Source organism: Rhodococcus sp. 05-2255-1e, from assembly GCF_002259025.1.
Taxonomy (GTDB): domain Bacteria; phylum Actinomycetota; class Actinomycetes; order Mycobacteriales; family Mycobacteriaceae; genus Rhodococcoides; species Rhodococcoides fascians.
On the sequence record NZ_NOZE01000009.1, the window covers coordinates 367,600 to 389,784 of the forward strand.

23 protein-coding genes and 1 tRNA gene are annotated in these 22,185 nt (G+C 65.8%); 11 read left to right on the forward strand and 13 right to left on the reverse strand.

What is annotated here, in order from left to right; all coding sequences use genetic code 11:
• The first annotated feature begins 7 nt into the window (after positions 1-7).
• A complete protein-coding gene (locus CH262_RS05035; RefSeq protein ID WP_027494506.1) occupies positions 8-979 on the forward strand; it encodes an LLM class F420-dependent oxidoreductase in 972 nt (323 codons plus the stop codon).
• A gap of 61 nt (positions 980-1,040) precedes the next feature.
• Here the strand turns inward: CH262_RS05035 and CH262_RS05040 are convergent, their stop codons facing one another.
• The 3 genes from CH262_RS05040 to CH262_RS05050 form a co-directional block, all read right to left on the reverse strand.
• On the reverse strand, positions 1,041-1,466 hold the full coding sequence (locus CH262_RS05040) for an SRPBCC family protein (protein WP_027494505.1): 426 nt from the start codon (positions 1,464-1,466) through the stop codon (positions 1,041-1,043).
• Positions 1,467-1,546: 80 nt separating this feature from the next.
• A tRNA-Pro gene (locus CH262_RS05045) sits at positions 1,547-1,620 on the reverse strand.
• A 17-nt stretch (positions 1,621-1,637) separates the two neighbouring features.
• Positions 1,638-2,564 (reverse strand): metallophosphoesterase, encoded by a 927-nt coding sequence (locus CH262_RS05050; protein WP_228139376.1) that lies wholly within the window; start codon positions 2,562-2,564, stop codon positions 1,638-1,640.
• A 218-nt stretch (positions 2,565-2,782) separates the two neighbouring features.
• Between CH262_RS05050 and CH262_RS05055 the strand changes: the two genes are divergently transcribed.
• On the forward strand, positions 2,783-3,247 hold the full coding sequence (locus CH262_RS05055) for a GatB/YqeY domain-containing protein (RefSeq protein ID WP_027494503.1): 465 nt from the start codon (positions 2,783-2,785) through the stop codon (positions 3,245-3,247).
• A 63-nt stretch (positions 3,248-3,310) separates the two neighbouring features.
• On the opposite strand, the gene CH262_RS05060 is transcribed toward CH262_RS05055, so the two are convergent.
• On the reverse strand, positions 3,311-5,662 hold the full coding sequence (locus CH262_RS05060) for a penicillin-binding protein (protein WP_032373793.1): 2,352 nt from the start codon (positions 5,660-5,662) through the stop codon (positions 3,311-3,313).
• 293 nt (positions 5,663-5,955) lie between these two features.
• Between CH262_RS05060 and CH262_RS05065 the strand changes: the two genes are divergently transcribed.
• Positions 5,956-6,279, forward strand: coding sequence for a WhiB family transcriptional regulator (locus CH262_RS05065; RefSeq protein ID WP_008712729.1), 324 nt, complete (start codon positions 5,956-5,958; stop codon positions 6,277-6,279).
• A gap of 20 nt (positions 6,280-6,299) precedes the next feature.
• On the opposite strand, the gene CH262_RS05070 is transcribed toward CH262_RS05065, so the two are convergent.
• Positions 6,300-7,430, reverse strand: a complete 1,131-nt coding sequence (locus CH262_RS05070; RefSeq protein ID WP_027494500.1) for an ArsA family ATPase — start codon at positions 7,428-7,430, stop codon at positions 6,300-6,302.
• Positions 7,427-8,434, reverse strand: coding sequence for an ArsA-related P-loop ATPase (locus CH262_RS05075; protein ID WP_027494499.1), 1,008 nt, complete (start codon positions 8,432-8,434; stop codon positions 7,427-7,429). The genes CH262_RS05070 and CH262_RS05075 overlap by 4 nt, the downstream gene beginning before the upstream one ends.
• Positions 8,435-8,539: 105 nt before the next feature.
• Here CH262_RS05075 and CH262_RS05080 point away from each other — a divergent pair, with 105 nt between their 5' ends.
• Together CH262_RS05080 and CH262_RS05085 are read left to right on the forward strand one after the other, a co-directional pair.
• Positions 8,540-8,707, forward strand: coding sequence for a DUF4177 domain-containing protein (locus CH262_RS05080; protein WP_072691993.1), 168 nt, complete (start codon positions 8,540-8,542; stop codon positions 8,705-8,707).
• Between the two features lie 4 nt (positions 8,708-8,711).
• Positions 8,712-9,170 carry a RidA family protein gene (locus CH262_RS05085; protein WP_027494498.1) on the forward strand — a complete coding sequence of 153 codons (459 nt, stop codon included), beginning with the start codon at positions 8,712-8,714 and terminating at the stop codon, positions 9,168-9,170.
• On the opposite strand, the gene CH262_RS05090 is transcribed toward CH262_RS05085, so the two are convergent.
• Complete coding sequence (locus CH262_RS05090; RefSeq protein ID WP_256988734.1) at positions 9,151-10,539, reverse strand: wax ester/triacylglycerol synthase domain-containing protein; 1,389 nt, start codon at positions 10,537-10,539, stop codon at positions 9,151-9,153. The two genes, CH262_RS05085 and CH262_RS05090, sit on opposite strands and share 20 nt — an antisense overlap.
• Before the next feature lie 13 nt (positions 10,540-10,552).
• Positions 10,553-11,413, reverse strand: a complete 861-nt coding sequence (locus tag CH262_RS05095; RefSeq protein WP_094717132.1) for a Gfo/Idh/MocA family protein — start codon at positions 11,411-11,413, stop codon at positions 10,553-10,555.
• A gap of 71 nt (positions 11,414-11,484) precedes the next feature.
• On the opposite strand from CH262_RS05095, the gene CH262_RS05100 reads away from it, so the two are divergent.
• Complete coding sequence (locus tag CH262_RS05100; protein WP_032392776.1) at positions 11,485-12,276, forward strand: MBL fold metallo-hydrolase; 792 nt, start codon at positions 11,485-11,487, stop codon at positions 12,274-12,276.
• Here CH262_RS05100 and CH262_RS05105 read toward each other — a convergent pair whose 3' ends face one another.
• Both CH262_RS05105 and CH262_RS05110 read right to left on the reverse strand, forming a co-directional pair.
• A complete protein-coding gene (locus CH262_RS05105; protein ID WP_027494494.1) occupies positions 12,277-12,951 on the reverse strand; it encodes a Crp/Fnr family transcriptional regulator in 675 nt (224 codons plus the stop codon).
• Between the two features lie 255 nt (positions 12,952-13,206).
• Positions 13,207-13,476, reverse strand: a complete 270-nt coding sequence (locus CH262_RS05110) for a hypothetical protein (RefSeq protein ID WP_027494493.1) — start codon at positions 13,474-13,476, stop codon at positions 13,207-13,209.
• Between the two features lie 173 nt (positions 13,477-13,649).
• Here CH262_RS05110 and nth point away from each other — a divergent pair, with 173 nt between their 5' ends.
• From nth to marP, 4 genes are read left to right on the forward strand one after another with little or no spacing between them, the layout of a single operon-like run.
• Positions 13,650-14,336, forward strand: coding sequence for an endonuclease III (gene nth, locus CH262_RS05115; RefSeq protein ID WP_205912677.1), 687 nt, complete (start codon positions 13,650-13,652; stop codon positions 14,334-14,336).
• Between the two features lie 50 nt (positions 14,337-14,386).
• Positions 14,387-14,995, forward strand: coding sequence for a TlpA family protein disulfide reductase (locus CH262_RS05120; RefSeq protein WP_051365293.1), 609 nt, complete (start codon positions 14,387-14,389; stop codon positions 14,993-14,995).
• 23 nt (positions 14,996-15,018) lie between these two features.
• On the forward strand, positions 15,019-15,705 hold the full coding sequence (locus CH262_RS05125; protein WP_094716401.1) for an NUDIX hydrolase: 687 nt from the start codon (positions 15,019-15,021) through the stop codon (positions 15,703-15,705).
• On the forward strand, positions 15,702-16,892 hold the full coding sequence (marP, locus tag CH262_RS05130; RefSeq protein WP_094717134.1) for an acid resistance serine protease MarP: 1,191 nt from the start codon (positions 15,702-15,704) through the stop codon (positions 16,890-16,892). The genes CH262_RS05125 and marP overlap by 4 nt, the downstream gene beginning before the upstream one ends.
• Positions 16,893-16,902: 10 nt before the next feature.
• Here marP and CH262_RS05135 read toward each other — a convergent pair whose 3' ends face one another.
• The gene (locus CH262_RS05135; protein ID WP_094717136.1) at positions 16,903-17,835 is read right to left on the reverse strand and encodes an alpha/beta fold hydrolase; all 933 of its coding nucleotides are present in this window, start codon (positions 17,833-17,835) and stop codon (positions 16,903-16,905) included.
• 24 nt (positions 17,836-17,859) lie between these two features.
• The gene (locus CH262_RS05140; RefSeq protein ID WP_027494487.1) at positions 17,860-18,354 is read right to left on the reverse strand and encodes a phage holin family protein; all 495 of its coding nucleotides are present in this window, start codon (positions 18,352-18,354) and stop codon (positions 17,860-17,862) included.
• 267 nt (positions 18,355-18,621) lie between these two features.
• On the opposite strand from CH262_RS05140, the gene CH262_RS05145 reads away from it, so the two are divergent.
• Positions 18,622-19,992 carry an MFS transporter gene (locus CH262_RS05145; protein WP_027494486.1) on the forward strand — a complete coding sequence of 457 codons (1,371 nt, stop codon included), beginning with the start codon at positions 18,622-18,624 and terminating at the stop codon, positions 19,990-19,992.
• A gap of 60 nt (positions 19,993-20,052) precedes the next feature.
• Here CH262_RS05145 and acs read toward each other — a convergent pair whose 3' ends face one another.
• Positions 20,053-21,996, reverse strand: a complete 1,944-nt coding sequence (gene acs, locus CH262_RS05150) for an acetate--CoA ligase (protein WP_094717138.1) — start codon at positions 21,994-21,996, stop codon at positions 20,053-20,055.
• Positions 21,997-22,185: the final 189 nt, after the last annotated feature.

The window sequence follows — 22,185 nt, forward strand, 5'->3', positions numbered from 1 at the left end:
GAACAGCATGACCAATTTCGGATACACGTTGATGACCGAGCAGAGCGGTCCCAAAGAGCTGGTGAAGTACGCCGTCGGAGCCGAGAAGGTCGGCTTCGACTTCGAGGTCAGCAGTGACCACTACTCGCCGTGGCTCTCGTCCATGGGCCACTCTCCTTACGCGTGGACCACTTTGGGTGCGGTCGCGCAGGCCACCGAGCGCGTCGAGCTGATGACGTACGTGACGTGCCCGATCATTCGGTACCACCCGGCCGTCGTCGCCCAGAAGGCCGCGACATTGCAGATCTTGGCCGACGGACGCTTCACCTTGGGACTCGGCAGCGGCGAGAACCTCAACGAGCACGTCGTCGGTGAAGGCTGGCCCTCCATCGACAAGCGTCAGGACATGTTCGTCGAGGCACTCGAGATCATCCGCGCACTGCACGCCGGTGGCCTGGTCACCTACGAGGGCAAGCACTTTCGCGTCGACTCGGCTCGGATCTGGGACCTACCCGAGGGCGGCGTCCCGATCGGTATCGCCGCCGGCGGCGAGAAGGCAGTGGCGCGGTTCGCCGAGTACGGCGATCACCTCATCGCCACCGAGCCGGATGCTGATCTCGTCAAGGCGTGGTCGGACAACCACGAGGGCCCGGCGCGTTCCATCGGACAGATCCCCATTTCGTGGGATCCCGACAAGGACGCAGCCATCGATCGCGCACACGACCGTTTCCGCTGGTTCGCCGGTGGCTGGGCCGTCAACGCGGATCTGCCGACGACGGCCGGTTTCGCCGGTGCGACGAAGTTCGTCCGGAAAGAGGATGTGGCCGACACGATCCCGTGTGGACCGGACCTGGACGCCATCGTCGAGGCCGTGAAGCCGTACTGGGAGGCCGGTTACACCGACATCGCGCTGGTCCAGGTGGGCGACGAAACTCAGGAGCGCTTCCTCGCCGAGGCCGCAGGCCCGCTGTTGGAGAAGCTGCGCGCTGCGTCCAGCTGAGCACACACGACGAGACCCCGATCGAGACCATCGATCGGGGTCTTTTCGTTGTGCGGCAGTGCTACCGAGCCAAGCGCGGCAGGTTCTTCGAGATGCTCGACGTCAGTGCTTTGCCGACGATCGCGGCGAGACCGGGGATCGGGGCGTCGAATCCAATTGTGTAGTCGAGTTCGGTACCGCCGTCAGTGGTGGGGGTCAGCTTCTGCACACCCCAATGACCGCGTAGCGGGCCACCTTTGGTGATGCGGTACTCGATGAGGGTGTTCGGCTCGGAGACGGTTGTGGTCTCCTCGAACGCGGGGAGTGGCCCCAGCTTCAGGCTACGAGCCGATCCGACGCCGTTGCGGGAGGTGTCTCCGTCGCGCACCCGGCGGATCTTGGCCAGGAACAACGGGCCGAGGTTCTCGTGTTCGGACAGCGCCGCGAAGACGACGTCGGGAGACGAAGCGAACCGATGGGTGACATGAACGCGGGTGGGGGTCGGCATGCCTCACAGTAGCGCCGATCAGGCAAAGAAAAGGGACCCTCTCGACTGAATCGAGTGGGTCCCTTTTCGTGGTCCAACTGTCGGGGTGGCGGGATTCGAACCCACGACCTCTTCGTCCCGAACGAAGCGCGCTACCAAGCTGCGCCACACCCCGTGTACCGCTGTAGAAGTCTAACTCACGACTGCCTCAGAACGCGAAACGCCCTCGTCGGAGACGTCCTTCGGGCCCTTTCTGGGGGCAGGAGTGAGCGTGATCAGGGTTGCTTCGGGGCGGCAGCAGAAGCGGGCAGGCGCGTACGGCGACGTCCCGAGACCGGCCGACACGTGGAGCTGAGTGTGCGCGCCCCACTTGGACGGACCTTTGACCCGGGAACGATCGATCTCGCAGTTCGTCACCAGCGCACCGTAGAACGGCAGGCACAGCTGGCCGCCGTGGGTGTGCCCGGCGAGGACGAGGTCGTAACCGTCCTGCGCGAACTTGTCCAACACCCGGGGCTCGGGGGAGTGGGTGATGCCGAGGCGCAAGTCTGCCAACGGGTTCGGCTGGCCGGCGATGGTGTCGTAACGATCGCGCTTCAGGTGCGGATCGTCGACGCCCGCCGATGCGATCCGGACGCCGGCGACTTCGAGTTCGCGGCGCACATGCGTCACGTCGAGCCAGCCGCGTTCGGAGAACGCAGCCCGCAGGTCACGCCATGGCAGCGACTCGCCCGTCGTGCGCTTGTGGTTCTTGTCGAAGTACTTGAAGGGGTTCTTCGGCTTGGGCGCGAAGTAGTCGTTGCTGCCGAACACGAACAGCCCTGGACGCGACAGCAGCGGCCCGAGGGCCTGCACGACGCTGGGGACAGCGCGTTGGTGCGACAGATTGTCGCCGGTGTTGACCACGAGGTCGGGTTCGAGGCGGTCCAGTTCGCGGAGCCAGTTCTGCTTCATCCGCTGGCCCGGCATCATGTGCAGGTCGCTGATGTGCAGTACTCGCAGCGTCGCGGAGCCGGGTTCGAGCACCGCCATCGACGTCTCACGGAGCGTGAACGCGTTGCGCTCGACGAGGGTGGCGTAGCCGATGCCCAAGGCCGCAGCACCCGCCGTCCCGATCACCGAGCTCTTGAGCGGTGCCGCTCTGACGACGTCGCGCGTGTGCTCGGCAACCGACCGCAGTTGCGTGGAGGCACCGCGTAGTTGCGTGGAAGCGCTGCGCAGTTGCGCCGAGGTTGGCAGTAACGAGGAACTGAAGTGAACGGCCACCCAGTCCACGATACGGCAGCAAGCCGATATGGACGCGCGAGCCGACGGCTGGGCCGCGTAGCGTTTCTGCCATGTCCGAACTCAAGGCCCGTATCCGAACCGACCTGACCACAGCGATGAAAGCGAAGGACAAGCTCCGGCTGGCAACGCTGCGCATGATCCTCGCCGCCATTCAGACCGAGGAGGTCTCCGGCAAGGAGGCCCACGAACTGACCGACGACGACGTTCTGAAGGTGCTGGCGAAGGAATCGAAGAAGCGCGGCGAATCGGCCGAGATCTACACGCAGAACGGTCGCGGCGAGCTCGCCGCCAACGAGCACGCCGAGGCGCAGATCATCAACGAGTACCTGCCCACTCCGCTGACGGACGAGGAACTGGCCACCATCGTCGACACCGCCATCGCCCAGGTCGCCGAGGAATTGGGCGAGCGACCGGCCATGAAGCAGATGGGTCAGGTCATGAAGATCGCGTCGGGCCTCGCCGCAGGTAAGGCCGATGGATCCCGCCTGTCGAAGGCCGTCAAAGACCGTTTGTGACCACGAATGTGAGTGGAACCTCGTAGTCCACTACGAAGTTCCACTCACATGCGGCGAAGCCGCTCAGCGAGGAGCAGTGAGCCCCGGGATCGCCGGTATCTGGATACCCGGCGGCAGGTCCGGTATCTGGATACCCGGCGGCAGGGCAGGGGCCGGAGCCGGTGCCGGGCGAACCGATCCGTCACTGACGTAGATCGTGATGTTCGATCCGGGAACCGCACTGCCCGACGGTGACGTCGACACCACGGTTCCGCGCGCAGCCTGATCGGCCGTCGTCACCGCTGTCACCTGGAAGCCCGCACCCTGCAGCGTGGACGTCGCGGACGACTGGCTCTGGCCGGTGACGTCGGGAACCTGTCCGTTGGCCGAACCGCGGACGTACTTCTGGTCGACGGGTGGAAGTTGGACGGGCCCGTAGTTGGTGGCGATCGGGCTCATCGCGTCGAACCAGGTTCTCGCGGGTTCGTTACCGCCGTACAGGTTTCCCGAACCGCAGGGCCGCAGCGGGAACGAGCAGATCTCGCTGGGCGTCGGTGAGTCGCCGTAGGTGTACACGGCGGCGGCGTAATTGTTGGTGAACCCGAGGAAGCCCGAGGATCGGTTCGACTCGGTGGTACCGGTCTTGCCGGACATCGGCAGGTTCCAGCCGGCCGAGGCAGCGGCGGACGCGGACGTGCCACCTGCCTGGTCGTCCTTGCTCATAGCGTTGGCGAGGGTGTTCGCCAGACCGGGTTCGACGACCTGCTCGCAGGCCTGGTGAGCGACGGGAACGGGCTTGCCGTCGCGGTCGAAGATCGAGTCGATCGGGGTCGGCGGGCACCATTTGCCACCGGAAGCCAAGGTCGCGGCCACGTTGGACAGCTCCAGCGGGTTCACCCAGGTGGGTCCGAGGGTGAACGAGCCGAGGTTCTGACTCTTCTGGAAATCGGCCATCGACTGCTCGGCACCCGAGGAACCTGGGTCGGTGTACGAGCGCAGGCCGAGACGGACGGCCATGTCGACCGTCGGCGTGACGCCGACGGACTCGATCAGCTTGACGAAGGCCGTGTTGGGGGACTGAGCCAACGCGTCGGTGATGGACAGCGCGGGTGGGTAGTTGCCCGCGTTCTCCACGCAGTAGGTGGAGGCCGGGCAGTTACGAGCACCACCGTCGCCGACGCCCTTGACCTCCACGCGCTTGGGGACCTGCAGCGTTGCGCTGGTGCCCAGTCCGCGTTCCATGGCGGCGGCCGTGGTGAAGATCTTGAAAATGGAGCCGGCTCCGTTACCCACGAGGGAGTGCGGTTGCGGCTGCACGGTCTCGTCGGCGTCGGCGTTGAGGCCGTAGGTGCGGCTGCTGCCCATCGCCAGGACGCGGTGCTGGTCCTGGCCCGGGGCGACGACGTTCATCACCGTCGCCACGCCGTCGAGCGAGGGGCTGGTGTTGCTGACCAGGGCGGACTTGGTGGAGTTCTGGACCGCGGGGTCGAGCGTCGTGCGGATGAGGTACCCGCCCTTGTCGATCTGCTCCTGGCTGATTCCGGCCTGAGCGAGGTACTGCAACGCGTAGTCGCAGAAGAATCCTCGGTCTCCTGCCGCGATACAGCCGCGGGGCAGGGTCTGGGGGACCGGTAGCACGCCGAGGGGCTCGGCCTTGAGTGCGGTGAGCTCGGCCGCACGCTCGGGGAGGTTCTGGATCATCGTGTCGAGCACGGTGTTCCTGCGCTCGATCACACCCTCTTCGTTGGTGTACGGGTTGAGGGCGGAGCTGGACTGGACCATGCCGGCGAGCATCGCGGCCTGGACGGCGCTGAGCTGGCTGGCATCGATACCGAAGTACGTCTGAGCCGCGTCCTGGATGCCGAACGAGGCATTACCGAACGGCACCAGGTTGAGGTAACGGGTGAGGATCTCGTCCTTGGTCAGTTCCTTGTCGAGCGTCAACGCCATCCGGATCTCGCGGATCTTGCGGGCGGGCGTCGTTTCGATGGCGGCGCGTCGCTCGGCGTCGGTCTTCGCCACGACCAGCAGCTGGTAGTTCTTCACGTACTGCTGGTCGATGGTCGATGCACCCTGCTGGACCTGGCCGCTGGTGGTGTTGGTCAGGAACGCGCGCAGCGTGCCCTGCCAGTCGACGCCCTGGTGCTCCGCGAAGCGCCGGTCCTCGATGGAGACGATGGCCAGCTTCATCTCGTTGGAGATCTTGTCGCTCGGTACCTCGAAGCGGCGCTGCTCGTACAGCCACGCGATCGGGTTGCCGTTGACGTCGGTCATCGTCGAAACAGCCGGTACGGCACCCTCGACCAACTCGGCCGAGACGTTGTCGACGGTATCGGCGGCGCGGTTGGACGCGAACCCGAACCCACCGGCCAAGGGGAACATCACGCCGGCGAGCAATGCACCGGCGAGTGCTGAACATCCGGCGAGCTTCGCCACGGTTTTTCCAACTGACACAGAGCACAGCGTACGTGTGCCTCGTTCGGATCGGCAGTGCCCCGCATGCGTTGTGCGCTGCGCCCCTGCTCGGGACGCCCGTACCAGAAATGTGACCTCACCGTCTTGCATTCGGGGCCGGGTTTACCTAAATTATGAGCACAGTGTGATTCGCATAACACTTGATAATGAATGTGGGGCAGCTCCTAGAATTTGTGCTTCGACACCGAGGTACAAACTGCTCGGAGCCTCCAGGACGCCCAGTGAGGGCGACCGAGACGTAAAGGGGATCCGCCATGCACACGACAACCGCGCCGACGCGACTCGATGTAGAGGAAGCAGAAGCACGTATCGCTTGGGTGTCACACGCTCGGTGCAAGGGCACGGATCCGGACCAGCTGTTCGTCCGGGGTGCAGCGCAGCGCAAGGCCGCGACCATCTGCCGGCACTGCCCGGTTCTGATGCAGTGCGGTGCGGATGCGCTCGACAATCGCGTCGAGTTCGGTGTGTGGGGTGGCATGACGGAGCGTCAGCGCAGGGCACTGCTCAAGCAGCACCCCGAGGTCGACTCCTGGTCCGAATTCTTCGAGACCCAGCGTCAGCAGCAGGCGGCGATCTGACCGCCTGCCGGTACGGCCGATCAGCCTCTGCGGGTCAGCTGGTCGGCCACCGCGCGTAGTGCGGCGAGGTCGGAGACCTCGAACGGCAGGGACGGAACACCGACGATGGGCACGCGGGGGTGCGCGCCGGTGAAGCGTTTGAGCAACCGCACCTCGCGCGCCGCGGTCACTGCGCGTTGAGCGTGGATACGCAGCACCGCAGCAGTCAGTTCGGCACCGGGGTCGTCGATTCGGTCCAGGAGATCGGCGGCAGTGGCGGCGTGATCGGCCTGCACCGACGACAACGTCGGATGCGTCCGGTTCACCACCAGTCCGGCCAGCGGCATGTTCTCGGCGGAGAGTCGCTCGACGAAGAACGCGGCCTCGCGCAATGCGTCGGGCTCGGCGGCAGCGACGACGAGGAAACTGGTGCCGTCCTCGCGGAGCAATTGGTATGTGCGCGTAGCGCGTTCGCGGAAACCGCCGAACATCGAATCCAGTGATTGTACGAAAGCCGAAGCGTCGGAGAGCATTTGGCTGCCGATGACGGTCGAGACGCCGCGCATCGCCAGGCTCATCGCGCTGGTGACGACGCGGGTGATTCCTCGTCCGGGAGCGGTCAGCAGCCGGATGAAACGACCGTCGAGAAACGACCCGAGCCGTTGCGGAGCGTCGAGGAAATCCAACGCGTTGCGCGACGGCGGAGTGTCCACGACGATCAGATCCCACGACGCGTCGAGGGACAGCTGGCCCAGCTTCTCCATCGCCATGTACTCCTGCGTGCCCGAAAAGGACGACGCCACAGTCTGATAGAACGGGTTGGCCAGAACCTGCGCCGCCTTTTCCGGCGTCGAATGTTCGATGACCATCTCGTCGAACGTGCGCCGCATGTTCAGCATCATCGCGTGCAGTTCGCCCTTGGCGTCGGCACCCAATTTCACCGGCTGCGGGCTGTTGTCGAGGTCGCCGAGCCCGAGGGCCTGAGCCAGTCGGCGAGCCGGATCGATGGTCAGCACGACGACGCGCCTGCCCTGCTCGGCGGCACGCAGAGCCATCGCCGCTGCGGTGGTCGTCTTCCCGACACCGCCTGCGCCGCACACCACGACGATTCGTGACGCGGGGTCGGTGAGGATGCGGTCGACGTCGAGTTCGGTTGCGGCTGGTCGAGTCATCGGACACCCTGTTCTGCGAGCGTGGCGGCGAGCTCGTACAAGCCGCCGAGGTCGACGCCGTCGGCCAACATCGGCAGCGTCATGCGTGCAACGTCGAGTTCGTCGAGTTGTGTTGCGCTCTCCACCTGAGCGGACAGCGTCGACGCGTGCTCGATCGATTCGGTCAGGAGACCCGCGAAATCGGCCTCGGACAACGTGATTCCGGTCTTGGCCAGACCCTCCTGAATTGCGACGGCATCGATCTCGCCCTCGGCGATGGGTTCGAGGGAGTCGGCAGGCAGGTACGTCGGCTCGGTGCGGTTGACGATCACCGTGCCCAGGCGGAGGTCGGCTGCTTCGAGCTCGCGTACCGCATCTGCCGTCTCCTGCACCGGCAATGCTTCGAGCAGGGTGACCAGGTGCACGACGGTGTCCGACGAATGCAGCAACCGCACCACGCCCTCGCTCTGCGAGCGGACCGGGCCGCCCTTCGCCAGGTCGGCCATGGCCTTGGTGACGTCGAGGAAGTTTCCGATGCGGCCGGTGGGCGGCGAATCGACGACCACCTCGTCGTACGCGCGGTTGCCCTTCTTGTCGGTCCGCACCACGCACTCCTTGACCTTTCCGGTCAGCAGTACGTCACGCAGGCCGGGCGCGATGGTCGTCGCGAACTCGATGGCACCGATCTTGCGCATCGCGCGGCCGGCGAAACCGAGGTTGTAGAACATGTCGAGATACTCGAGGAACGCGGTCTCGATGTCGATCGCCAGCGCGTAGACCTCGCCGCCGCCGTCCGCCGAGGCGACGCGGGTCTCCACCGGCGGGAGCTGCGGCACGTCGAACAGCTGCGCGATGCCCTGCCTGCCCTCGACCTCCACCAACAACACTCGCCGGCCACCCGCGGCCAGCGCCAACGCCAGCGCGGCAGCGACCGTCGACTTACCGGTACCGCCCTTGCCGGACACGAAATGCAGCCGCGCGGCATCCGCCTTCGCCGGCCATCCCTCTTGCTTCGATGTACCCACGCCTCGACCATATAGAGACGCGATGCCGGTCGTCCGACAGAACCGATAATCACCCGATCGCAGTGACGCACCCCTCGTACTCCGGTGGGCGATAGGCTTCGAGTCATGAGCGAAAAGATCATCTGGGAGTACTTCACCGCACCGGTGCTGATTCACGCCACCAAGCAGATTCTCGACAACTACGGCTCCGAGGGCTGGGAGCTCGTGACGATCATGGCGGGACCGAACGGCGGCGACACACTGGTCGCGTACTTCAAGCGTCCGAAGGGCTGACGCCGTGGCGAACTGGAGCGAACGCCTCTCCGAGCTGGGCATCGAGCTGCCCGACGTCGTTCCGCCGCTGGCCGCGTACGTCCCCGCTGTACAGGTGGGTTCGCTCGTCTACACCTCCGGTCAACTGCCGATCGTGGACGGAAACCTGACCTCCGTCGGCAAGGTGGGTGCCGACGTGTCGGCCGAGGACGCCACGGCAGCTGCGCGGATCTGTGCGTTGAACGCGCTGGCCGCGGTGCATGCGTTGGTCGGTATCGACTCGGTCGCACGCGTGATCAAGGCCGTCGGCTTCGTCGCCTCCGCGGAGGGCTTCACCGGTCAGCCGGGTGTCGTCAACGGAGCCTCGAACGTCATCGGCGAGATTTTCGGTGACGCAGGCAAGCACGCCCGCTCGGCCGTCGGCGTCGCGGAACTTCCGCTCGGTGCGTCGGTGGAAGTGGAGCTCATCGTCGAACTGCAGTAGTCGACGTCCCATGAAGTGCACCGCAGGTCTCGTCGACTGCGGAACGCAGCAGGTCGGCATACACGGCGTGATCGGGGACCGTCGTCGGGCAGGCCGTCACACAGACGGTGACGACGTCCCCGTATCCGTACACGGCGTGGGTGATGCTGCAGCCCGGGCTCAGCGACGCGACCCCCGCGCACAGGGTGGCCCGGCTCGACCCCAACTCGAGGTCCAGACCGGTTCGGTTGACGCTCGTCACCACGGTATGGCTGGTGACACGCTCGGGCGTACCGGTGCGAGGGGCGACGAGCCGGGCGCGGCGACCGAAGCCGAGCAGTAAAGCGGCGGGGTAGAGCTCGGCCGACCGGGTGGCGTCGATGTGGCGGCGATCGTTCACGCGTTCACGCTGCAGGTTCAGCGCGTGTACCACTGCCGATGCTCGGTCGGACGCGTCGGTGAGCTCGGGATGCAGATCGACGGCAGCGGGGACGGTTCGGTTGACGGCAGGCCAGGCCGCCGATGTGCCGATCGCGGTGGGCACCGTGGCGCGGATGCGGGTGCCGACCCTCTCCCCGTGCGCAGCGAGATACGTCGACAACGCCGCCCCGACGGCGGTGAGCGCGGTAGCCGTGACGGTGGCCGGCCCGCCCGTCCACTGCGACTTCGGGAACTGCAGGACGTGCACCGCTCTCGTTTCGTCGGGATGGGCGTTGACGCGCGTGGGTTCGACCGGAGCGGGAGCAACCAGCTCCCCGGTCCGCACTGCGTCAAGATACGTCTGCTGTGCCCGCCCCATCCGCCGCTGCGACCGCGCCCAGCGGTAGGGCAGGAGCGCCGTCGCAATAACCGCATCTCGCACGCGACGTGGACGCGAGACGGCAGGGTCGTCGGGGAACGTGACGTTGTCGGTCGGCTCGTCCGGTCCGAAGAGAGCGCGAACGATGCGGGTACCGACCGACCCGTCGGACAATGCGTGGCTGACCTGAACGATCACGACAGTGGCCGCACCGCGGATACCGTCGACGCCCGACAGGCCCCGGCCGACGTGCACGGTCCATGCCCGCGTCGTCGCATCGACCGGAACGCACGCGCGTTCGGCCAGAAACGAATTCAGCGTGTGACGACCGTCGGAGAGATCGTGGTCGACCACGTGGTCACGAGGCGGCGTCGGGTCCCTGATCCATCGGGGGTACTCCAACAGACCCACCGCATCGCCGATGCGAATCTGCAGTCTCGGAACGAATCGAGCGCGTCTCTCGACGTGGGCCACGACGTCGTCGAACGTCGGTGGCTCGTGGTCCCCCGAGTCGAAGACGAACGTCGTGTACTGGTCCATCGAGCGATGCGGGGCCGAGGTGTAGTGGAACATCGCATCTTTGACGTCCATGGTGGTCACACGATCAGGGTGCCCACTCCCGCGCCCGATCAATCACCCTCTGCAAGTGCAGTCCTCGGTGTACCGAGCATTCGTGGTCGACACCCGATTCCACCGACTCGAGGAACTCGTCCAGCAGTACGGCGTAACAGTCGGTCGACGACGTGGATCGGTCGGTGAAGGTGTCGACTCCGGCGGGTCCGGACAGCTCGATCCGCATGAGCGACGGCATGACCGGTGTCCGCAGCGACAATTGGACGGTGCTACGCGCGCCGCCCTCGTGTTCGAGCAGAACGGTCCAACTGTCCGACGCCACCTCGCGGTGCGAGTAGGCAACGCGCGCAATGGTTCCCAGTGCCGCGTCGAGGAGGTCGAACACGTGTGGCCCGATGTCGAGGATCGCTCCGTCGTCGTGTCGCCACTGCGATTCCGAGTACGCCCCGCCGAGAGTGGCGCCGGAGAACCAGGTTCCGGAGCCGCCTGCCCAGGGGCGGCCCGCTGTCGAGGCGAGGAATTGCCTTGTCTCCGGGGCGAATCGGAGTGTCAGAGTCACCATCGAACGAACTCCGGCGGTGGTGACGGCCTCGGCCAGTTCCTCGGCCTCTGCCACGGTTGCGGCAATGGGCTTGTCCAGCAACACATGTTTGCCTGCTCGCGCGGCGCGGAGCGCGAACCCGGCTTGCACAGCCGGTGGAACCGCGAACGCCACCGCGTCGACGGCATCGAGCAGGGCGTCGAAGGACTCGCAGACGGGTGCACCCAATTCGGCCGCGGCGTCCGGTCTGCGGGCCCACACTCCGGTGAAGTCCACTTCCGGATGAGCGAGCAGCGAGGGGGCCTGAGTCTTGCGGGCCCAGGGGCCGGCTCCGACGAGTCCGATCTTCATATGCGTCGACGTTAGTCGTCGTCACCGGTCCTGTTCCACCTCGAGAACAGTGGGCGTCCTACAGTGTTTCAATGGCCGACTCGAACTTGACGCATCCCGCCTACGGACTGGTCCGGCACGTGACGCCCACGGCGTCGGTTCTGCTCGCGGAGAACCCGGGCAAGATGACGCTCGACGGAACGAACACGTGGATTCTCCGGGCACCGGGTTCCGAGGAGTGCATCGTCGTCGACCCGGGGCCGAAGGACAAGGCCCATCTCGACGCCGTCGCCGCGTCGGGCACGGTGGTTCTGACGCTGGTGACCCATCGCCATGCCGATCACACGGCGGGGTTGAAGCGGTTTCACCGCAAGACAGGTGCACCGGTGCGGGCGGTGGGGGAGAAGTTCCTGCACGGCGGCGGTGAGCGGTTGGCCGACGGCGAGGTCATCGATGCGGCGGGTCTACGGATCCGGGTGCTCCACACGCCCGGCCACACGGCGGATTCGGTGAGCTTCGTGCTCGACGACGCGGTCCTGACGGGAGATACGATCCTCGGCCGCGGCACCACGGTGCTCGACCCGAAGGACGGCTCGCTCGCGGATTATCTGAATTCGCTCGATCGACTCGAGGCCGCCGGTGCGGGCAAGACGGTGTTGCCGGGGCACGGGGCCGATCTACCGGACACCGCCGAGGTGGCGCGACTGTATCGCGCTCACCGTCGGCAGCGGCTGGATCAGGTGCGGGCGGCGTTGGCCGAGATCGGAGACGACGCCAAACCGATGCAGGTGGTACGCCACGTCTATTCGGACGTGGACAAGAAGTTGTGGCCGGCTGCGCGGATGTCGGTCAAGACGCAGCTGGCCTACCTCAGGGAGAACTAGCTAGCGAGCTCGGCGAGCCAGGCGCTCGGAGTCCGAGATCAGTACGGACTTGCCCTCGAGGCGCAGCCATCCGCGGTGTGCGAAGTCGGCCAGTGCTTTGTTGACGGTCTCGCGCGACGCTCCGACGAGCTGAGCGATCTCTTCCTGCGTCAGGTCGTGGGTGACGCGCAGCGATCCCGCTTCCTGGGTGCCGAAGCGCTGGGCGAGCTGCAGCAGCGCCTTGGCCACGCGTCCGGGGACGTCGGTGAAGATGAGGTCGGCCAGGTTGTTGTTGGTGCGACGCAACCGGCGAGCCAGGACGCGCAGCAGCTGCTCGGCGATCTCGGGGCGCTGATCGATCCAGTCCTTGAGGGCCGCGCGGTCCATGCTGACTGCGCGCACCTCGGTGACCGTGGTGGCCGAGGACGTGCGAGGGCCGGGGTCGAAGATGGAGAGCTCGCCGAACATGTCCGATGGTCCCATGATCGTCAGCAAGTTCTCGCGGCCGTCGGGGGAGCGTCGCCCGAGCTTGATCTTGCCGGAAACGATGATGTAGAGCCGGTCTCCGGGCTCACCCTCGTTGAACACCACGTGTCCCCGGGGGAAATCGACAGGCTGCAGCTGCTTCGTCAGTGCCGCAACCGCAGAGGGTTCGACTCCTTGGAAGATGCCGGCCCGTGCCAGGACGTCGTCCACTTGCGCTCCTTTTGGGATGTCGGCGATGCGGTGACCCGCACCCCCGAAGGCGTCTGTACACACTCGTCTCACCACCGAATCGCGCTGCGATTCAGGCGTCGATGCCGATGCAATGTTCAAACACAACAATTACCTCAGGGGAGTCTACTTCGACTCGGCCGAAACCGAGTGATCGACGCCACCACAGGTTGCCAGAGGAACGGCACGTCTGTTCGCGTTCACCGTAAATTCATCCGAATGCGGACAAATGGGTGCTCAACTGGCCCGTTGGTCGACCATGCCGTCGCGCGTGTCGATCGTGCGCGGAGGAGTCTGGTGACGCTTGCGGGTGTTGAACCGAGCCAGGGCGTGGGGGAAGCCCTCGTTCGCCAGTGTGGCGACCTCGGACTTGCTCGCCTGATCGAGGAATTCCTCTACTTCGTGCTCCCGGACGCCGAGCTTGCTGAGCCGGAACTCGACGCGCTCCATCGCGAGTGCGAAGAGCATGAGTAGTACCGGAAAGAGCACCACGGCGAGTCCTTGCATACCGGCCAGTTAACACCGAAAAGGTCTCGATACAAACACAGCTCGGCGCGCTCGCATAGTTCGTTACGCATTCTTGTCCGTACAGTTGTGGCGTGGAATCGACAGCCCCGAAACGCCCCGACGTGCGCAAACGCGAGGAGACGCGACTCGGCCTCGTGCGGCGGGCCCGGCGGATGAACCGAACGCTCGGGGTCGCGTTTCCGCACGTCTACTGCGAACTCGACTTCACCACGCCCCTCGAACTCGCCGTCGCGACCATCCTCTCGGCGCAGTGCACCGACAAGCGCGTCAACATGGTGACTCCGGCCCTGTTCGTGAGATACCGCACAGCTCGCGACTACGCCGAAGCCGACCGAACCGAACTCGAAGAGTTCATCCGAACCACCGGCTTCTACCGCAACAAGGCCAACTCGCTGATCGGGCTGGGTCAGAAGTTGCTCGAGAACTTCGACGGCGAAGTCCCCGCATCGTTGAAGGATCTGGTGACGTTGCCCGGCATCGGCCGGAAGACGGCCAACGTCGTGCTCGGCAACGCGTTCGACGTTCCCGGCATCACCGTCGACACCCACTTCGGTCGGTTGGTACGGCGCTGGCAGTGGACCGAAGAAGAGGACCCGGTCAAGGTGGAGCACGCCGTCGGCGCGCTGATCGAGCGGAAGGAGTGGACCGTGCTCTCCCATCGCGTCATCTTTCACGGTCGACGCGTCTGCCACTCCCGCACGCCGGCGTGCGGGGTGTGCGTCCTCGCCAAGGACTGCCCGTCGTTCGGCCTCGGCCCGACCGATCCGGCGACCGCTGCAGCCCTGGTGAGAGGTCCCGAGACCGATCATCTGCTCGCTCTCGCCGGAATCGTGTCGTGAACAAGGCCGCACTCCGCTGGTCTCTGGTCGCGCTCATTCTCGTCGTCGGGATGGTCTATGCCCTCTGGCCACGCAATGAATCTCCGGCAACGCAGCGCGCCGATGGTCCCGGTCTGGGGCAGCAAGGACCGTCGACGGCCGAGCGTCGGGCCGCCGATACTCCCGAGGCTCTGGCACCGCTGCGGCAGACCGCCGGTCTCGACGCATGTCCGACGCCGTCGGGCGCTGCAGCAGGACCGTTGACGGGCATCACCCTCGAATGCATCGGCGACGGCTCGTCGATCGACCTCGGCCAGGCTCTGGCCGGGCGACCCGCACTGCTCAACATCTGGGCCTATTGGTGCGGCCCGTGCGCGAAGGAGTTGCCTTACCTGCAGCAATACGCGCAGCGGGCGGGTGATGCAGTCACGGTGTTGACCGTCCACAACGATGCCAACGAGTCCAACGGGCTGACCCGTCTGGCCGAGTACGGCGTCACGCTGCCCGGCGTTCAGGACGGTGCCGGACGCGTCGCCGCGGCGGCGGAAGCGCCGAACGTGCTGCCCGTATCCGTTTTGATATCTGCGGATGGCACTGTCGCCAAGGTGCTGACCGAACCCTTCACAAGCGTCGACGACATCGCCGACGCAGTCCGCGAGAACCTCGGAGTCGCGTCGTGAGCGCACCCGAGTGGCTCGGGCGCATGCTCGACGTCGCCGGCAGCGAAAGCGGACTGACCGACACCACCGGCATCAACCCGGTGCTGCAACGGCAGGCGCAGCCGGCCGATCGAACCCGCTCGGCGGCGGTGTTGGTGCTGTTCGGCGGTCCGGCTGCCGCCGATCCGACCGCGCCCGGTGGGCTACCCGCCGAGGCCGACGTACTGCTGACCCAGCGGGCGTCGACCTTGCGCGACCACAGTGGGCAGATCGCCTTCCCCGGCGGTGCCACCGACCCGGGTGACGACGGGCCCATCGGAACGGCGCTGCGCGAGGCCCAGGAAGAGACCGGTCTCGACCCGGCCGGCGTCGTACCGCTCGCGACGATGCCCGGCATCTACGTGCCGCCGTCTCGATTCGATGTGGTTCCCGTGCTCTCGTACTGGCGGAGTCCAACCCCGGTCCGCGTGGTCGACGCCGGCGAAACCGAGCGCGTGGTGCGAGTTCCCCTGCGCGAGTTGCTCGATCCGGCCAACCGATTCCAGGTGCGTCACCCCGCCGGCTACCAGGGCCCGGCCTTCTCGGTGCAGGGAATGCTGGTGTGGGGATTCACGGGCGGTATTCTGGCGGGCCTGCTCGCTGTGTCGGGCTGGGAGTCCGAATGGGACACGGGGGATATACGCGATCTGGAGGCCAGCTTGACTGCGGTAGGAGCGAGGCTCGATCGGTGACGGGTTCAGGGTGGGTCGATATCGCGGTGCTCGCCGTCGCGCTGCTGGCGGCGACGTCGGGATGGCGACAGGGGGCGGTGGCGTCGGCGCTGGCGTTTCTGGGAGTCGTTCTGGGCGCCGTCGCCGGAATTCTGGTGGCACCGCACGTGCTCGAACACGTCGACGGATCACGCACGAGGGTGTTCGTCGGTATCGCGTTGATCGTGGTGTTGGTGATCGTCGGTGAGGTGGCCGGCATGGTTCTGGGTCGTGCGTTGCGCAGCGGAATACATTCGCGCTCAGCAAGATCGGTCGACAGCACGATCGGGGCCGGTCTGCAGGCCGCGGCCGTGCTCGCTGCCGCATGGTTGCTCGCCATTCCGCTGACGTCCTCGTCGCAGCCCGAGGTGGCCAGTGCCGTGCGTGGCTCGACGGTCCTGGGCAAGGTCGACGAGGTGGCACCCGAGTGGCTGCGTCAGGTGCCCAAGGAATTTTCGGCGCTGCTCGACACGTCCGGGCTGCCGGACGTCATCGGTCCGTTCGGACGCACTCCGGTCGCCGAGGTCGCCGCTCCCGACTCCGGGATCGCCGCAGGCCCCGTCCCGATAGCGTTGCAGGCGAGCGTCATCAAGATCAACGGAATTGCCCCGAGTTGCCAGAAGGCGCTCGAGGGTTCGGGTTTCGTCGTCGGGCCGGATCTGGTGATGACCAACGCCCACGTGGTGGCCGGTACCTCCGAGGTGACCGTCGATTCTCCGGACGGCCCTCTCGACGCCGACGTCGTCCTGTTCGATCCCGAAGAAGATGTTGCAGTGCTTCGTGTTTCGCAGCTGCAAGCTCCGGTGTTGCCGTTCGCGCCGAACCCGGCCGAATCCGGATCCGACGCCATCGTGCTGGGCTACCCGGGCGGCGGTCCGTACACGGCGAGCCCAGCGCGCATTCGCGAGATCATCAACCTCAGCGGACCGGACATCTACCGCACCGGAACTGTTCAACGCGAGGTCTACACGGTTCGCGGATCGGTGCGGCAGGGCAATTCCGGTGGGCCACTGGTCAATTCGAACGGTGAGGTACTCGGTGTGGTGTTCGGTGCTGCCGTCGACGACCCCGATACCGGATTCGTCTTGACCGCAACCGAGATCTCGGACGAGCTTGCCCGCAGCTTCGATGCGCCGGTCAGTGTGGGTACCGGCGACTGCATCGTCTGACGGCGGGACGTCAGCTTTCGAGCGCGACGCGCAGGATTTCCTCGGACACGACGTCGGGGGCTTCCTGGTGCACGTAGTGCCCGACGTCCCGCACTGTTCGACGCGTCAGCCCCGGTGCCCAGTGCCGATCGCGATCGAGGGTGGTGGGTAGGACGTACGGATCGAGGTCACCGCTGATCTGCGCGACGGGGATCGAGGTCTTCACGTCGACGGCGTCCATGAATCGTCGGCCCTCGGCGCGGAACTGGCTACGGAACGCCCAGCGCTGGTATTCGAGTGCGCTGTGCGCGGCCCCGGGAATTCGGATGGCCGAGCGCATCTTGCCTGCGGTATCGGCGAAATCGTCGGTGCGCTGCCACTGCGACCCGGCGCGACTGCGCATCAACTCCTCCACTGCCGCGCCCCCTCGGCGCGTGAGCAGCTTCTCGGGGCGCAGCGGAACTTGATACCGAACGAAGTGCGGCAGCAGAGCACCGCGCTGTTCGGAATCCTTCAGCACGGCGCGGCGCAACGAGATCGGGTGCGGTGCATTGATCAGGACCATCGAGCGGACCATTCGCGGATGCAGAGCCGAGCTAGCCCAGCACACCAGGCCGCCGTCCGCATGGCCGACGAACGTCGCGTGCGGGTAACCCAGCGCGCGAACGAGACCGACGATGTCGCCGGCCAGGGTCCATCCGTCGTAACCACGTGGGGGCTTGTCGGAGTCGCCGTAGCCGCGGAGGTCGACTGCGACCGCTCGCACTCCGGAACTCGCGAGCGCGTCGAGCTGGTGATGCCAGGAGTACCAGAAGTCGGCGAAGCCGTGCAGCAGCACCACCAGCGGAGCGTCGGGACTGTGCTCGCCGACCTCCACGGTGTGGAACCGAATTCCATTGGCATGGATGTCGCGATGGATCCACTGTCCTGGGTAACGGACCGTGGACGGATCGGGATGATTCATACTGCTCGACTCGCCGGGCGTCGTCTACTTCTTGTAGCCGGGGATTCCGGGAATGCTGTCGTGCTGGTTGGGCAGCACGGTCGACGCCTGCTTGAGGGAGTCGATGGTCTTCTCGGGCTTGCGCAGTTTCTTGACCCTGCGGTAGCCGAGGAACCCGAACAGGCCGGCAACCAGCACCATGAACACGAAGACGATGAGGAACGAGGCCCATCGGTAGAGCCACACGTCGAGGAGTTCGGCGGCGAAGAAGAAGAAGAAGAACGAGCTGAACAGCAGCACCGTCAGCGCGACGATGAAGAAGACGCTGCCCTGCAGACCCTTCTTGACCTCGCCGGTGACCTCGGCCTTGGCGAGGGCCACCTCGGCACGCACGAGGGTCGAGACCTGAGTCGTGGCGTCCTTGACGAGGTTTCCGATGCTCGCGCTACCGGGTGTGCGGGCATCGACATCGGTGAGAGGTATCGACGAAATCGTGTTCGGGACGCCGTTGCCGTATCCCTTGTCATTGCTGACGCTCAACTCTCGACCCCTTGTAATCGCTGTGCTCGGTATTGCGGTGATCGCTCTGCTCGGTGTTGCGGAAGATCGTATCGACAGTAGTGCCTAAGTAGCAGATTATCTGTCCCGCGGCGGCCGAGCGACGCTCGGCCCGTCGTCGGTTACCTCTCCGCCCGTCGCGACAAACACGGGAATGTTGCACGAATCGGCAACGAACGGCCCGGGGGCGTGAAATTCTCAGGTGTTCATCAGGTAATTTTCAGGGAACTTTCCCCTTCAGGAGCACTCGTGAGTTCACCACACGCCGTCACGGACGACGGCGCAATTCCCGCACCTCAGGTGCCTCGGTCCCGAATCGTCATCGCCTCGATGGTCGGTACGTCCATCGAGTTCTTCGACTTCTATATCTATGCAACGGCCGCAGTGCTCGTCTTCCCCCGCCTGTTCTTCCCCGCGGGCAACGACACGACCGCGCTGCTGGCGTCGTTCGCGACGTTCGGTTTGGCGTTCGTCGCGCGGCCCATCGGCTCGATTCTGTTCGGCCACTTCGGTGATCGGATCGGACGCAAGGCCACCCTCGTCGGGTCCCTGCTGACGATGGGTGTCGCGACGTTCGCGATCGGCCTGCTGCCGACGTACGCCGCGGCGGGTCTGTGGGCACCGGCTCTGCTGGCGCTCATGCGCTTCACTCAGGGCGTCGGCCTCGGCGGCGAATGGAGTGGTGCGGCGTTGCTGGCCACCGAAACCGCGAAGCCGGGCAAGCGAGCCTGGGCGGCGATGTACCCGCAGCTGGGCGCGCCGATCGGCTTCTTCTTCGCCAACGGCATCTTCCTGCTCATCGTCATCGCGACCGGCTACGACTCCGCGAACTCCGGCACCGACCATGCGTTCCTCACGTGGGGCTGGCGCATCCCGTTCCTGCTCAGCGCGATCATGGTGATCATCGGCCTGTACGTCCGCCTCAAGCTCGAGGAGACGCCGGTGTTCAAGCTGGCAGTCGAGCGCGGCCAGAAGGTAAAGACCCCGTTGGCCCAGGTGTTCAAGACGAGCTGGCGTCAACTGATCATCGGCACGTTCGTCATGCTCGCCACGTACACGCTCTTCTACATCATGACGACGTGGGTGGTCAGTTACGGAACAGGCAAGGTGGCCGACGTCAACGGGCCCAAGCTCGCGATCCCGTACACGGACTTCCTGGAGCTCCAGCTCATCGCGGTGCTGTTCTTCGCGGCGCTGATCCCGGTTGCCGGGCTGCTCGCCGACAAGTACGGCCGCCGCCCCACGCTCATCGTCATCACCGCGGCGATCGTGCTGTTCGGTCTGTCGTTCCACTGGTTCGCCGACCCGTCGTCCGCGTCGGCAGGCAAGATGCTGGTGTTCATGTGCGTCGGCCTGGGACTGATGGGTCTGACGTTCGGGCCCATGAGTGCCGTTCTGCCGGAACTGTTTCCGACGAACGTGCGCTACACGGGCTCGGGAATCTCGTACAACACCGCGTCGATCCTCGGAGCTGCAGTGGCTCCGTTCATCGCAACCTGGCTGGTGAGTTCCTACGGCGTCGGCTGGGTGGGCGTCTATCTCGCCATCGCGGCTGCGCTGACCCTGATCTCGCTGATCATCATGAAGGAAACGCGAGACCAGTCGCTCGACAGCGTCTAGGTGCCTTCGGCAGTGGTGTGGATATGTGCCTCATAGGGCGCATATCCACACCACTGGCCGCTAGCGGCCCTTCTTGATCGCCTCGAACACCTTCGGGTCGACGAGGGTGGAGACGTCACCGAGTTCGCGGCCCTCGGCCACGTCACGGAGCAGGCGGCGCATGATCTTGCCGGACCTGGTCTTCGGCAACTCCGGCACGATCGAGATTTCCCGTGGCCGCGCGATCGGCGAAATCTCTTTGGAGACCTGAGCTTTGAGTTCGGCGATCAATGCGTCGCCGGTGTTCTCCTCGCCACCCCGCAGGATGACGAACGCGACGATGCCCTGACCGGTGGTCTCGTCGGCGGCACCGACGACGGCAGCCTCGGCGACACTGTGATGACTGACCAGTGCCGACTCCACTTCCGACGTGGAGATGCGGTGGCCCGAGACGTTCATGACGTCGTCGACGCGGCCGAGGACCCACAGGGCGCCGTCCTCGTCGTACTTGGCACCGTCACCGGCGAAGTACCAGCCTTCTTCGGCGTAGCGGGACCAGTAGGTGTCCTTGTAGCGGTCCATGTCGCCCCAGATCCCGCGGAGCATCGCCGGCCACGGCTCGGAGAGAACGAGGTATCCGTTGCCGCCGTTGCCCAGTGGCTTGGCGTCGTCGTCGACGATCTTGGCCGAGATACCGGGCAGCGGAGTCATGGCCGAGCCGGGCTTGGTGGATGTGACGCCGGGGAGCGGAGAAATCATGATCGCGCCGGTCTCGGTCTGCCACCAGGTGTCGACGATCGGTGCGCTGCCGCCGCCGACGACGTCGCGGAACCAGCGCCAAGCCTCGGGGTTGATGGGCTCGCCGACGGACCCGAGCAGGCGGATCGAGGACAGATCGTGTGCCTCGGGAATCTCCTTGCCCCACTTCATGAACGTGCGCACCAGGGTGGGGGAGGTGTAGTAGATCGACACCTTGTACTTTTCGATGACGTTCCAGTGCCGGTGCTCGTCGGGCGAATTGGGCGTGCCCTCGTAGACGACCTGCGTGGCGCGGTTGGAGAGCGGTCCGTAGACGATGTAGGAGTGCCCGGTGACCCAGCCGATGTCGGCGGTGCACCAGTAGACGTCCGTGCCCGCCTTGTGGTCGAAGACGTTGTGGTGGGTGTACGAGGTCTGCGTCAGGTAGCCACCGGAGGTGTGGATGATGCCCTTGGGCTTACCCGTCGTACCCGAGGTGTAGAGGATGAACAGCGGGTGCTCGGCCGGGAACGGCTGCGCCTCATGCTCTTTCGACGCTTTCGCGACGGTCTCGTGCCACCACAGGTCGCGTCCCTCGGTCCAGGCGACGTCGGAGTCGGTGCGCTTGACGACCAGAACGTTCCGGATGGAGGCGGCTCCGTCGACGGCTTCGTCGACGGTGTCCTTGATGGGGGCTGGCTTGCCGCGTCGCCACTGGCCGTCGGTGGTGATGACGAGTTTGGCTTCGGCGTCGTCGATGCGCGAGCGCAGTGCGGTGGCCGAGAACCCGGCGAAGACGACCGAATGGGTCAGGCCGAGGCGTGCACAGGCGAGGATCGAGACGATGGCCTCGGGGATCATCGGCATGTAGATAGCGACGCGGTCGCCGGAGACGAGGCCGAGTTCGGTCAGGGTGTTGGCGGCCTGGCTGACGTCGGCGAGCAAATCGGAGTAGGTGATGTCGCGGCTGTCGCCGGGTTCGCCTTCCCAGTGGATGGCGACCTGGTCGCCGTGGCCGCCGAGGACGTGGCGGTCGACGCAGTTGTAGGCGACGTTGAGCTCGCCGTCGGCGAACCATTTCGCGACGGGGGCGTCGGACCAGTCGAGTACCTCGGTGAACGGGGTGTGCCAGTGCAGCCGGCGGGCCTGCTCCGCCCAGAAGGCGAGCCGGTCCTTCTCCGCGGCGGCGTACAGATCTGCCTGAGCGTTCGCCTGCGCCGCGAACTCGGCCGAGGGTGCGTAGGAGGCAACCGCGGTCTCGTCGCTGCCGGAGGTACTGGTCGTCATCTCGAATAGCTCTCTTTCGTCCGATGCTTTTCGCCCATGAAACGGCACTCACTAGCCGGTCTCGAGCCCCTAGTGAGGGTAGTCACATGTGATGGCGATCGCACCGTTGCAATCGGCTGCAACCCCTTGATCTGCGGTGATCGGTTGTTTCCGCACGATGGACGGTCATCGCCGTCGTCGGCGGGAGGC